Genomic DNA, 12,981 nt, shown 5'->3' with positions numbered 1-12,981 from the left:
TTTGAGCAATCAAAAATGCCTTAAAAATAATAACAAGAGTGACTGCAAGGTTACTCAAAAAGGATACAGCTCATGTTAGCAGCGCAGCTGAACTACCAAAAGCGATTGATGCCGCCTTTCAATCTGCGGTGAGTGCGAAAACTGTGCCGGGCATTACTGTCGCGGTGACTGTGGTTAAAAACGTTAATGGTGATAACAGCGCAGATGTATTTGCGCTTGCCCTACAAACCCTAAGCTATTATCACCAAGACCATTGATTTGTTTAAGGCAGCTTAATTATAGCTGCCCTTGTAACCTCGTTTTTGTCTCTTTTAAGTAATCTGGGTAGGGATACGAGTCATCTGCAACAGCGATTGCAGCCTCAATTTGAACTAATGCTTGGCGAACATTACCTTGCATTTCATAGCCATATGACAAAGCTGACAGTGCATACGCTGATTTAGGGTAGTTTTTGATATTGTACTTAAACACCTCAATAGCCCGCTCAAATTGCTGGTTATCCGTTAAACTGTAACCCAGCAACCTAACAGCGCGGTCTGGTGGCGCTATTTGCTCGCCCCATTGCTGAGATAAACGTTGATAATAGGCATCAATTGATGAAACATCATCGCCTAGTGCACTCAAAGGCATATGTTTAGATAAAAATAAGCCATGGTACGCATTAAATGCCCCAGCGGCTGAGGTTAGGTTATGTGAAACGCCTGCAAAGGCATCGCTCTTAAAGCGCAGATTTTGCACCTTACTATTTTGCATCGTTTGCTGCATATCATCGTATCTTTCGCGCATAATGCCGGCTTCTTCGCCGATATTCATATATACATAGCTGTTAATACTTTTGGCTTTAGTAACAAAGGTATTTAGACTCTTAGCCGGAGCGCCATAGTTCCACCATACCGCAGGGCTATAAGCAATGTGCGCTTGAAATAACTCAGGATCAGCCTGCATTGCGTAAAGAGCAAATACACCCGCAGCTGAGGCTCCGGCAATAACTCTATAATCATGAGTACGATACTGTTTATTAACCAAAGGCATCAGTTCTTGCTCTACAAAAGCTAAAAACTTTGCTGCACCACCGCCTTCACCAACAAACCTTGAGGTTCTTTGTTCACTGTAGGATAAAAATCCCGAAGTCGATTAGTGCTTTCAATTGCTACTACAATCACCTCTGGCGCTTGATCATTTTGTTGTAAGCGTTCAAGCACAGCATTAATTAAGGGTAAATTACCGGCCCCATCTAAACGGTAAATAACGGGATATCTTTTGTTTGGATGTGTTTGATAGCTTTTTGGTAATTGCACAACGACAGTGCGTTGCTCACTAAGATTACTTGATTCGATAGTATGCGTATGTTGGCTGTAATGTGTAACCGCCTCATCTGCAGCTGGTTGAGCCATTACATGACTAGTACAGAGTAAAAAACCACTAATACAGAGTAACTTAAATAGTCGCACGGCTTATCCTTAAGAAATATTGGTAATTTTTTAAGCTAACAGAATTGCAGGTACAAAAAAAGGCGCATATTGCGCCTTAATAAAAATAAAACTCTTAACTTACTCAACCGTCACCGATTTTGCTAGGTTTCGAGGTTGGTCTACGTCGGTGCCTTTAATAACCGCAACATAGTATGAAAGCAGCTGTAACGGAATTGTATATACAACTGGAGCAATCACGTCATCTACATGGTTTACGTTGATTACACGCATTGTTTCGTCAGATTCAAACGCTGAGTCTTTGTCTGCGAATACATAGATAATACCGCCACGGGCACGTACTTCTTCTACGTTTGATTTAAGCTTTTCAAGTAGCTCGTTGTTTGGTGCTACAACAATGATTGGCATGTCGGCATCAATCAACGCAAGAGGGCCATGTTTAAGCTCACCCGCTGCGTATGCCTCGGCGTGAATGTATGAAATCTCTTTCAGCTTAAGCGCACCTTCCATCGCGATTGGGTATTGTGAGCCGCGACCTAAGAATAATGAGTGGTGCTTATCAGCAAACTCTTCAGCTAAATCTTCAATCCCTTCAGCAAGCAGTAATGCTTCTTCTAACTTGTTAGGAAGTGTTTTGATTGCATTTACAATCGCACCTTGCTCTAGGCCTTTTTCTTGCGCAATCGATGCCGTTAGCATTAATAAGCCAACAAGCTGTGTGGTGAAGGCTTTCGTTGATGCAACGCCAATTTCAGCACCGGCTTTAGTCATAAAGGCTAAATCAGATTCACGTACTAATGATGAACCCGGTACGTTACAAATGGTCATTGACGCCATGTAACCTTGCTGTTTTGCTAGACGCAGTGCAGCAAGCGTATCGGCTGTTTCACCAGACTGTGAAATGGTCACAAGTAAGCTGTTTTCATGTACAAATGATTCGCGGTAACGGAACTCAGAAGCAATCTCAACGTTACAGCTCACGCCAGCAAACTGTTCAAGCCAGTAACGAGCAACCATACCTGAGTGATATGAAGTACCACAGGCAATAATTTGCACGTGTTTTACGTCTTTAAAGATTTGCTGAGCGCTTTCGCCAAAGGCATCAATCGCTACAGTGTCATTAACTAGGCGGCCATCAAGGGTGTTACGCACAGCAAGCGGCTGCTCGTAAATTTCTTTCAGCATGTAGTGACGATATTCGCCTTTACCTGATGCATCTTGCGTAATGTTTGATTCAATCACTTCGCGCTCAACTGCATCACCATTTGCATCAAAGATTTCAACACTGTCACGGGTAATACGAGCAACATCGCCTTCTTCAAGGTAAATAAAGGTACGAGTAACAGGTAATAGAGCTAGTTGGTCAGAGGCAATAAAGTTTTCGCCAAGACCTAAACCAATCACCAGTGGGCTACCTGAACGCGCTACGATGATTTCGTTATCGTTCGCTTTATCAAATACAACTGTACCAAATGCACCTTCAAACTGCTTAACAGCAGCTTGTACAGCAGCTAAAAGTGTATCGTGCTGTTGGCGAAGTTGGTGAATAAGGTGCACCATGACTTCAGTATCTGTTTCTGATAAAAACTCATAACCGTCGCCTTTAAGCGCATCACGTAGGCTGGCATGATTTTCGATAATACCGTTATGAACAAGGGCAATTTCGCTATTCGAAACATGTGGGTGAGCATTCGCTTCAGTTACGCCACCATGAGTTGCCCAGCGCGTATGCGCGATACCAGTAGTACCATTAACTGCTGCATCGTTAAGTGCCGCTTCAAGGTTAGCAACCTTACCCACTGCTTTTACAGTGTTAAGCTCAGTACCTTTAAGTAAAGCCACACCAGCTGAGTCATAGCCACGGTATTCAAGGCGTTTAAGGCCTTCAACAAGAATTTTATTTACTGGGCGTTCTGCAATAGCCCCAACGATTCCACACATAATCTCTCCTTTTGCACATGCCAAAGCGTTCTACTTTGGGCGGTATGTGTTGTCATAAATGATGCGTAATAAGGTGTTGTCGGTCTTATTACGGGTTATTCAATTTCTGCACAGATCAGCTGTACACCACATGCTGTTATCGCCTCGCGCTTATCTGCACTTAGGTTGTTGTCTGTAATAACAGTGGTTACACGCTGCCAAGGCAGTTCTAAATTCGGTATTCTTCGGCCAATTTTTTCTGACTCAACCAGCACCACTACCTCTCGGGCAGCTTCAGCCATCACTTGGCTAAGCCCCACTAATTCATTGAAGGTTGTAGTACCTCTATCAATATCAATGCCATCGGCACCAATAAACAGTTGGTCAAAGTCGTAAGAGCGTAGAACATTCTCTGCAACTTGGCCCTGAAACGATTCTGAATGTGGATCCCAAGTTCCGCCGGTCATCAAAAGTGTTGGCTCATTTTCTAATGAAAGCAGTCGGTTAGCGACATTAATAGCATTTGTCATCACCACTAAACCGCGCTTACTAGCAAGCTCAGGGATCATCGCCGCTGTAGTGCGACCGCTATCAATGATGATGCGGTTATGGTCTTTAATAAGCTTTGCAGCCGCCTGTGCGATTGCCATTTTGCGAAGCGAGTCGCTTTTCTCGTTGCTATTTGCAACGATTTCTTGCGGCAGTGCAATAGCGCCACCGTAACGGCGTAGTAATAAGCCACTTTTTTCAAGGGCTGTCAGGTCTTTACGTATCGTCACCTCAGAGGTTTGAAACTGCTCAGCTAACGCTTCAACAGCAACTTCACCAAGTTCATTCACTTGGCTTAAGATTGTATGGCGACGTTGTTGAGTGTTTCGTTTTGTCATAAAGTGAATTACATAAGTTTCGTTTCGAAAGTTTTGAGATTTTAAACGAAACAATATAAATGGCAAGTGAATACTCGTTAACCTACACAGCTTTAATTTTGATCTTCATCACCAACACGCTAAGCTATTGGCAAATATAACCATGAAAATGCCCGATGAAAGAGTTTAATAGCCTCGGTAAGTCCTTACTCGAACAACGAAAAAATGCCCATGAAGTTTGCCGTTTATTTGCCAAAAGCCCAAGTAAAGGCAATTTAAAACGTCTAAGAGGCATGTTAGCTCACTGTGGCGAGCAGGTTGTTATTGAAGCGGGTTTTCATTGTGATTATGGCAGTGGTATTAAAATAGGTGATCGAACCTTCATAAATATCAACTGTACTATGCTCGATGCGCCGTTATCTGATGCGCAAATTACGATAGGCGATGACTGCTTAATAGGCCCTAATGTACAAATACTCGCGGTATCGCATGCAGTAAACCCAACCGAGCGTTTAGCAAAAGCTAATTTTGCAGCGCCGATTAGCATTGGCAACAATGTATGGATTGGTGCAGGCGCCATTATACTTGCGGGTATTAAAGTTGCTGATAATGCCGTTATTGGCGCAGGGGCAATAGTTACCAAAGATGTCGCGGCAAATACCCTAGTAGCAGGTAACCCCGCGGTGAAGGTCAAAGACATTTAACCCTATATTTACGCTAAAGCACGTCCTACCGTAGGTCGTCATTTATGGCGACTCATTTAAAAAATAAAAAGCCCAGCTGTATTGCTGGGCTTATAGTTGGGAGTTAGTTAACTGTTATTCATATCGTAAGATAAGCGATGGTCTGGTGCTTGCGGCCTTAAAGGCTAAACTTGCAACGGTAACCCAGGTAATAGTGGCTACAGCAACGGCGGCAACTAAATACACCCATACAGCTTGTTCAATGCGGTCATTAAAGTTTGCTAACCAATCACCAACTAACAAGTAAGTCACTGGATACGCAATAGCAATACTTACCGCCACCAGCACTAAGAACTCTTTAGCAATGATATTTACGATACTGATGCGTGATGCACCTAGCACTTTTCGAACGGTCACTTCTTTTTGACGACGCACTGTTGCAAACGAAGCCAAACCAAAGGTACCTAAACAAGTTAAGAACACAGCAAGACCGGTAAAAATTAAAACGACATTCGAAATTCGCTCATCACCTTTTAACAGGGTTTTGTAGTTGTCTGCGAGTAAGTTGATTTTTGGCTCATAGATATTGGCTGAGCTTGCTAATACTTCAGCGATCTGAGCTTTAATATAAGGCAAGTTTTGCTGATCAATCGTTAAAATTAGTTCTGATACTGGTGATAAAAAGTTAAAGCCACATAAGAACATAATATTTGAGTTGGCATCTTTAGCATTACCTACTTTTACATCTTCAACCACACCCACAACACGCATATCTATGCCGCGACCTGAGTCTTTAATAACCTTACCGATAATGTCACTCATATTAGTGTAACCCGCTTGCCTTGCGACAGATTCAGTCACAATGGTACCCGTACTTGTTACTCCATTTTCACGGCTTGCCCAATCACCGGCAAATTCACGGCTAAAGTCACGACCAGCAACCAGTTTTAACCCTAGCGTTTTTACAACATCGTAGCTTGCACCTACAACAGGCGTTAAGCTGCCAGATGCTTCACCATTTGGCCACGTTGGCATAAGTGTATTATTGATTGAAACAGTTAAACGGGTATCAATAACTGTTGTTTGCTGTACGCCTTGAATTGCACTAATACGGTTAACTAAGGCATTTTTTTCTTTTGTGAATACTTCGCCTACAGGTAGCTCTGAAATAACCAATCTTTGTGTCGTTTCATAGCCTAAAGGTAAGCTTTGTAAGTAAGTTAATTGCTTTAACAAAGTAATAGAGGCAATGATTAAACCTATTGCTAGTGAAGCCTGTAAGGTTAGTAAGCTCTTACGAACCCATATTGCAGTATTACCTCGTTGTAAGTCTCCACTTAAAACGCGTTTTGCACTGAATGACGAAATAAAGAATGCAGGATAAAGCCCAGCTAATATGCCCACAGCAATTGCGACCACAATAATTGCAATGCCAAATTCAGAGGCATAATTCACGACCAATTCGCGGTCTACTAGTTGATTAAAGCTTGGTAAAAGTAGCTCCACTAAAGCACAAGCAATCACCATTGAAAGTATTGATACCAACACAGATTCAGATAAAAACTGCGTTACTAACTGGCCTTTACTTGCGCCAAGCGCTTTACGCACACCCACTTCTTTTGCACGTTTAGTCGATTGAGCGACGGTCATATTAATAAAGTTAAAACCTGCAATAAGAATAAGTAACACGCTTAAACCTACACAGATCATCACCACTTGTTTAGCACCACCTGCTTTCATCTCAAACGGTGATTTTGCCGTTAAGTGCAAATCAAGTAATGGATGCAGCTCTAAACTAACTTGCTCCAGCATCGAATTGCTAAAAAAGCGCTCTGTTAAGGTTTTAGCTAATGCATCGGTATCGGTGCCCTCTGCTACACGCATATAAACATAACTACTGTTGATGTCTATTTTGCTTGGATCATGCTTAACATAAACAAGGTTTTTAAAGGCAAAGTGAGTGTTATCTGCTAAGTCCGCAAACACGGCACGCACCGTGTACTGTCCTTGTTCATGCGTAAGTGTTTCACCAATCACATCGGTGCGACCAAAAATGCGCAGAGCTTCTGACTCACTTAAAGCGAGGCTGTCTGGTGTACTCATTGCTGTTGTTAAATCACCCGCCAACGTCTCCATAGCAATGAAATTTTCAATATTTGCTGTAGCACCATATAAGGCATTTAACTTATAGCCTTGATTGCGGTAACTCACATCCACCATGGCTTCACGGGTCAGCTCGACCATAGTTAATCCGAACACTTCTTCAACTTGGCTGTAATCTTCGGCCTGCTTTGACTGCACATAATTAAAAATAGGCACCACAGCTAAACCAAGTTTTGAGAAGTCTTGGCCAACGCGATAAACACGCTCAGCATGTGGCTGTTGGCTATCGTACGAAAGCTCATTTTTTGCAAACAAAGCAACTAGAATTGCCGCAGCTAAGCCCACACTTAAACCCAGAACATTTAAAATAAAATGCTGCTTTTGGTTTTTAAACGCACGCAGCGCGGTGATCAAATAACTTAAAATCATGTTATGCCACCTCTGCTGTTTGTTGAACACGGTTAGCTTTATCAACCATCACTTGGCCATCAAGTAAGCGCACTAAACGGTCAGCATAATTGCCTTCTTTTTCTGAGTGAGTAACCACAATTACCGTGGTACCTTCGCGATTTAGCTCACGCAGCATCGCCATGACTTCATCACCATTTTTTGAATCAAGGTTACCCGTAGGCTCATCCGCTAAGATAAGTTTTGGATTAATCACAAGAGCTCGGGCTACCGCTACACGTTGCTGCTGACCGCCCGATAGCTGTTGCGGTAAGTGATCTGCTCTATGGTCGATTGCAACACGTTTTAAAATTTCTTCTACTCGCTGTTTACGTTCACTTTTTGAGATATTTTGATACTGTAATGGCAGCTCAACGTTTTCAAATACTGTTAATTCATCAATTAAATTAAAGCTTTGGAAAACAAAACCAATCGACGCTTTTCTAAGTGCCGCTAATTGTTTTTCACCAAACCCTGCGATGTCTTCACCTAAAAATTCAAAACTGCCTGCCGATGGCGAATCCAACATACCTAAAATAGAGAGTAATGTTGATTTACCACAGCCAGATGGCCCCATAATGGCAAGAAACTCGCCTTCGTTTACATGTAAGTTAATGTTATTAAGCGCTGTTGTTTCAACATCTTGAGTACGAAATACGCGTGATAAGTTAGTTAATTTAATCATTGTTTTTATCCTTAAAATTGTAGTTGTTGTGCTTTATCAAAGTTGCTGTAGCTAGAGGTGATCACGCGATCTCCGGCGCTTAAACCACTTAACACTTCATAATAGTTTTGATTCTTTTTGCCAAGACGAATGTCTTTTCGTACTGCACGGTTGCCATCTTTTTCCATGACATAAACCCAGTTACCTCCTGAGCTGGTAAAAAATGCGCCGCGTTCAAGTAATAAGGCAGTGCCTTTGCTATCACCTAGCATCAGCTGCACATCAAGGCTTTGTCCGCGTTTTATGTTGCTCGTGCCATTGGGTAAATCGACTTCAACCTGAAACTGTGATTGCTGAACACGGCTATCAATTTTGCTAACCGTCGCCGCAATTTCGCCTTGTTCATGTTCAATAAGCACTTGCATACCTGTTTGAACTTGGCTTAGGTAAAACTCATCTAGTCGCACAACTAGCTTGTATTCATTAGGAATATCAATCTGCCCTAGGCGAGCACCACGGCCTTTTGATTCACCAATTTCCACATCAAGCTCACTTAAATAACCATCGGCAGGTGCTGTTACGAGTAAGTTTTCAAGGTTCTTACGCGCAAACTGTAGGTTTTTCTCTAACATGTCGGCACTGTCTTTTAGCTGGGCTACCTGAACTTCACGAATGCTGTTTTCTTGCTTTTGGCGCTCAAGGGTTAGTTCTTTACGCGCTTTGTAATACGCTAAGTCTTCTTGAATTTCAGATAATTGCTCTTGAGCTAACACACCTGTTTTCACTAGCGGCTGAGTCTGTTTTAAGCGACGCGATAAATGCGTAATTTTAAGAATCGATTTCAAGCAAATCACGGCGTAAGTTTAAACGGCTGGTTTCCATATTCATTTGCGTGTTACGTAAAAAGTTAAGCTGCTCAGTCACCTGTGCTTCACGGCTCATTACATCAAGCTGCAAATTGGTATTGCTTAAACGCACAAGTGGTTGGCCTTTTTTAACAAATTCACCCTGCTCAACAAGTCGCTCTTCAACTTGGCCTCCGGCAATGGTGTCGAGGTAAATAGTAGTGCGAGGCATAACCTGACCACGAAGACTTAAAGCATCAACAAATTCACCTTGTTGTACTGTGCTAATCGTTAAGCTTGTCGCGGTTACTTGCTGACTACGACCTGTTTGCTCAGTTTGCGTGAAACCATAAGCTGCAGCCGCAACAGCTAAGCATGCAGCTGCAATGATTGATTTCTTAAAAAATGCTTTGTTATTTGAGCGTGTAATTTTCTTATCCATGTTGACGCCTTTAAGTTATCTAGGTGCTAATTACCTATAGATAAAACAACTCTTGTGCCAACTTTTATTTTTATTAAATTACAATAACTTATATAAAAACAAATAAACAGGCATATAATCAAGTGTCCGCTTATAGAACACTTCAAAACCCATATATCGTCCATAAATGGACACTGTTACTATTTTCAATTAGTCTTAGTGTTCCCATAAAGGAATAATAATAAATAGCTATGAAACAAGCAGGATCAATTCTTATTGTCGATGATAACCCCGACGTACTTATCGCCGCACGATTACTTTTAAAGCAGCATTATCAGGTTGTAAAAACCACAGATAACCCCTTTGATATCGAAGCTATCATTAACGCACAGCATGAGGCGGATCAGGCCATAGATGTTGTGTTACTCGATATGAACTTCACGCAAGACTCAATTAGTGGCAAAGAAGGATTCTACTGGCTAAAAAAGAATCATGAGCCAAGACGCTAATATTGCGGTACTGCTTATGACGTATACAGCGATATACAGCTAGCTGTCGAAGCAATTAAGGCCGGTGCCTCTGACTTTATTGCCAAACCTTGGCAAAATGAGCAATTACTCGGTGCTGTTGCAGCGGCATTTTCACACGCTAAAGACAAGCAGCAAGTTGGTAAGCTCACAAAACAAAAGCAGGCCTTGCAGCAGTCAATCGGCAATCAACCATTTGAGTTTTTAGGCCAAAGTGATGCCATGCAGCAGGTTTTTTCGGTTATCGACAAAGCAGCCAACACAGATGCCAACATATTGATTAGTGGCGAAAGTGGCACAGGTAAAGAACTCACTGCCCATGCAATCCACAATGCAAGCCAGCGCCAAAACCAGCCTTTCATTAGTCTAGATATGGGCTCACTGGCCGAAAGCCTGTTTGAAAGCGAACTATTTGGCCATAAAAAAGGGGCGTTTACTGGCGCGAAGGAAGATCGCATCGGCCGATTTGAGCTTGCTCATGGTGGGAGTTTATTTTTAGACGAGCTAGGTAATTTACCGCTTAACCAACAAGTTAAACTGCTCGCAGCACTACAAAACAGGCAAATAACACCGGTTGGTGGTTCAAAAGTTATCGATATTGATATTCGTTTGATCTGTGCAACGAATGAAAACCTCGAACAAGCAGTTACTGAAGGCAAGTTTAGGCAAGACTTACTGTACCGTGTTAACACCGTAGAGATCCGTTTGCCAGCTCTGCGTGAGCGCAGTGAAGACATTCCATTACTGTGTAACTACTACTTGCAGCACTTTGCACATAAATACAAACGTGAGCTCTCGATTGCGGCATCTGATATGACACGTTTAAGTCAGTATCATTGGCCAGGCAATGTCCGTGAACTTGCCCATGCAATTGAGCGAGCAGTCATCCTCTCAGAAGGCTCAGAGCTCGATATAAGCTCAGTGATAAGCTCACCAAATGCTGCTGTTAGTACAAGTGAGCTCTCTTCAAACGCCACTGACTACGACACTTTTGATCTCGAAATCATCGAGCAGAGAACCGTTCGTGCAGCTTTAAAGCATTTTCAAGGGAACGTGAGTCATGCAGCAAAAGCGCTCGGCCTAACACGCGGAGCCATGTATCGTCGTTTAGAAAAATACGGACTTTAATCTATGCGAAATTTTATTAGCTTAGCCGGCCTATTAGCTGCGCTAATTGGTTTATCAATTGCTTTGTTTTGGCAAGTAGAGCAAAGCGGGTTTTCTGCAATTTCGGCACTTTTAGTTATTTTAAATTTGGTATGTGCTGCGCAAATTTTTAATTTATTTAAACGCCAAACAAGACGTGCAGATATGGTGTTTCGCGCTTTAGCGAATGGAGACAGCACATTAGGCTTTGGCGACCAACACCCTATGCAGCAGCAATTTGAGCAGGTTAAACAGCAAATTCAGGCTGCGCGTTTTAATGCAGAGCAACAAGCCCAGTTCTTACAAGCACTATTAATTCATATCGATTTAGCAGTATTAGTATGTGACGAACAAGGCACTATTATTGAAAGCAATCCGGCGGTCAGCCGTTTACTTGGACAAGCTGTAAAGCACATCGATGATCTAGGTGTAATAGCAAACCTAGTCAAAGACGCAAAACAAAATAGCCGTAATACCGTGCCATGGCAAAATGGTGAGCAGCACGATACCCTATCTGTGCAAATCAGTATTGCCGAAATCCAAGGTAAAGTTCGTAAAGTGATCAGTTTGCAATCGATTCATGATCAGCTGCAATTAAAAGAGCAACAAGCTTATAAGCGCCTTACCAAAGTACTAACCCATGAAATTGCTAATTCGATTACGCCACTCTCTTCTTTAGCACAAACTTGTACGGCGCTGCTGCCAACTGAGCTTAGTTTTGATGATCAGGAAGATAAACAAGACCTGCAACTCGCCCTAACAACACTCGCATCACGAACCGAGCATTTAGGGGAATTTATAGCGCAATTTAAAAAGGTTAGTAGCTTACCCGCCCCACACTTACAGCCACATATTCTGGCAAATCTTGCCAAGCAAGTTGTCGCTCTGCACTCACAACAAGCTAAGCAACTTAATATTACGTTGAATTTATCGGTGCAAAGCCAACAGTTAGTAATGATAGATAGAGGCCAAGTTGAACAAGTAATAATAAACCTGCTTACCAATGCCCTTGATGTCCTTAAGCAGTTAAATACTTCAAAGTCAGCAAAGTGCATTGAGGTAAGCATTGCACAAAATGCTAATCAGCAACTGTATTTAGAGGTCAGTGACAATGGTACAGGTATCAGCGATCATGTGATTGAGATGATTTTTGTGCCATTTTTTACTACCAAGCAACAAGGCTCAGGAATAGGCTTAAGTTTATCGCGCCAGATCATGCTCAATCATGGCGGCGATTTGGTTTATATCAAACGCCAGCAAGGAGCCTGCTTTCGCTGCGTGTTCGGCTAACTTACATAGTTAGAACACTTACTTACAATTTGCTAAGGCGCTGTTTGGTATCATCAACCCATGAACGTTTAATGGACTAACCAATATGCGATACCTTGCCTTAGCACTGTTTTCTTCACTTGCCTTCATTCCTGCTACAAGCTTTGCTGGTATTTATGACAGCCCTAATATGAACCTGTTTGTTAAGTCAGAGCATAATAGTACTGATTCAATCACCTCAGCCGGCATCGAAGTTATGGCTAAAAATAACTACAGTAATTTCGGCGCAGCATTTACAACGGCACTGGGCTCAGCAGAAGTATTTACTAAAAAAGGTGATCGGGAGACATTTCTCACCTTAGATAGCGGCATCAAATTTGGTTATTTCAGCGACTTTTTTGTCTATGGCGAAGTGGGCTTAGATTTAATTGAGCTTGCTGTATACGACGACCGCGATGACCACGACTACAGAGACCGCTATGATGACGACCACAATAATATTGATGGCTATGTTGGTGTGGGCATGGGCGTGGACTCAAAGCCATTCAGAATAGAGATCTATGCCAGAGCCCGAGAAATAGACAGCCGCTATTGGGAAGCACAAAACCATGGTTATGCTGGGTTACAAGTTAGTATTTCGTTTTAATTTCAATTGGGTGA

Annotated in this window: 10 protein-coding genes and 2 pseudogenes; 5 read left to right on the top strand and 7 right to left on the bottom strand. The window is 42.3% G+C overall.

Features of this window, described 5'->3' with window-relative positions; genetic code table 11:
- The first annotated feature begins 38 nt into the window (after nucleotides 1-38).
- Nucleotides 39-257, top strand: a complete 219-nt coding sequence (locus ACRWSG_RS09260; RefSeq protein WP_138619583.1) for a hypothetical protein — start codon at nucleotides 39-41, stop codon at nucleotides 255-257.
- A 19-nt stretch (nucleotides 258-276) separates the two neighbouring features.
- Here ACRWSG_RS09260 and ACRWSG_RS09255 read toward each other — a convergent pair.
- From ACRWSG_RS09255 to ACRWSG_RS09245, 3 genes and pseudogenes are all read right to left on the bottom strand, one after another.
- Nucleotides 277-1,394 (bottom strand): annotated as a pseudogene (locus ACRWSG_RS09255) (alpha/beta hydrolase).
- A gap of 156 nt (nucleotides 1,395-1,550) precedes the next feature.
- Nucleotides 1,551-3,371 (bottom strand): glutamine--fructose-6-phosphate transaminase (isomerizing), encoded by a 1,821-nt coding sequence (gene glmS, locus ACRWSG_RS09250; RefSeq protein WP_054552251.1) that lies wholly within the window; start codon nucleotides 3,369-3,371, stop codon nucleotides 1,551-1,553.
- Between the two features lie 95 nt (nucleotides 3,372-3,466).
- Nucleotides 3,467-4,237 (bottom strand): DeoR/GlpR family DNA-binding transcription regulator, encoded by a 771-nt coding sequence (locus ACRWSG_RS09245; protein ID WP_054552250.1) that lies wholly within the window; start codon nucleotides 4,235-4,237, stop codon nucleotides 3,467-3,469.
- A 155-nt stretch (nucleotides 4,238-4,392) separates the two neighbouring features.
- On the opposite strand from ACRWSG_RS09245, the gene ACRWSG_RS09240 reads away from it, so the two are divergent.
- Nucleotides 4,393-4,920, top strand: a complete 528-nt coding sequence (locus ACRWSG_RS09240; RefSeq protein WP_462166116.1) for a sugar O-acetyltransferase — start codon at nucleotides 4,393-4,395, stop codon at nucleotides 4,918-4,920.
- 114 nt (nucleotides 4,921-5,034) lie between these two features.
- Here the strand turns inward: ACRWSG_RS09240 and ACRWSG_RS09235 are convergent, their stop codons facing one another.
- From ACRWSG_RS09235 to ACRWSG_RS09220, 4 genes are read right to left on the bottom strand one after another with little or no spacing between them, the layout of a single operon-like run.
- A complete protein-coding gene (locus ACRWSG_RS09235; RefSeq protein ID WP_462166115.1) occupies nucleotides 5,035-7,431 on the bottom strand; it encodes an ABC transporter permease in 2,397 nt (798 codons plus the stop codon).
- Nucleotide 7,432: 1 nt separating this feature from the next.
- Complete coding sequence (locus ACRWSG_RS09230; RefSeq protein WP_054552246.1) at nucleotides 7,433-8,134, bottom strand: ABC transporter ATP-binding protein; 702 nt, start codon at nucleotides 8,132-8,134, stop codon at nucleotides 7,433-7,435.
- An 11-nt stretch (nucleotides 8,135-8,145) separates the two neighbouring features.
- Nucleotides 8,146-8,958 (bottom strand): efflux RND transporter periplasmic adaptor subunit, encoded by an 813-nt coding sequence (locus tag ACRWSG_RS09225; RefSeq protein WP_462166113.1) that lies wholly within the window; start codon nucleotides 8,956-8,958, stop codon nucleotides 8,146-8,148.
- Nucleotides 8,942-9,400 carry a hypothetical protein gene (locus tag ACRWSG_RS09220; protein WP_462166112.1) on the bottom strand — a complete coding sequence of 153 codons (459 nt, stop codon included), beginning with the start codon at nucleotides 9,398-9,400 and terminating at the stop codon, nucleotides 8,942-8,944. Before ACRWSG_RS09220 ends, ACRWSG_RS09225 begins: the two co-directional genes overlap by 17 nt.
- Before the next feature lie 230 nt (nucleotides 9,401-9,630).
- Between ACRWSG_RS09220 and ACRWSG_RS09215 the strand changes: the two are divergent.
- From ACRWSG_RS09215 to ACRWSG_RS09205, 3 genes and pseudogenes are all read left to right on the top strand, one after another.
- Nucleotides 9,631-11,034, top strand: a pseudogene (locus ACRWSG_RS09215) (sigma-54-dependent transcriptional regulator).
- Between the two features lie 3 nt (nucleotides 11,035-11,037).
- Nucleotides 11,038-12,342, top strand: a complete 1,305-nt coding sequence (locus ACRWSG_RS09210; RefSeq protein ID WP_462166111.1) for a sensor histidine kinase — start codon at nucleotides 11,038-11,040, stop codon at nucleotides 12,340-12,342.
- Between the two features lie 85 nt (nucleotides 12,343-12,427).
- Entirely contained in the window at nucleotides 12,428-12,967 is a 540-nt protein-coding gene (locus ACRWSG_RS09205) for a hypothetical protein (RefSeq protein WP_082389218.1), read from the top strand.
- Nucleotides 12,968-12,981: the final 14 nt, after the last annotated feature.

Source organism: Pseudoalteromonas sp. GB43, from assembly GCF_054923805.1.
Note: the sequence above shows the minus strand (reverse complement) of the source record. Positions and strands in the feature narration are given on the sequence as shown.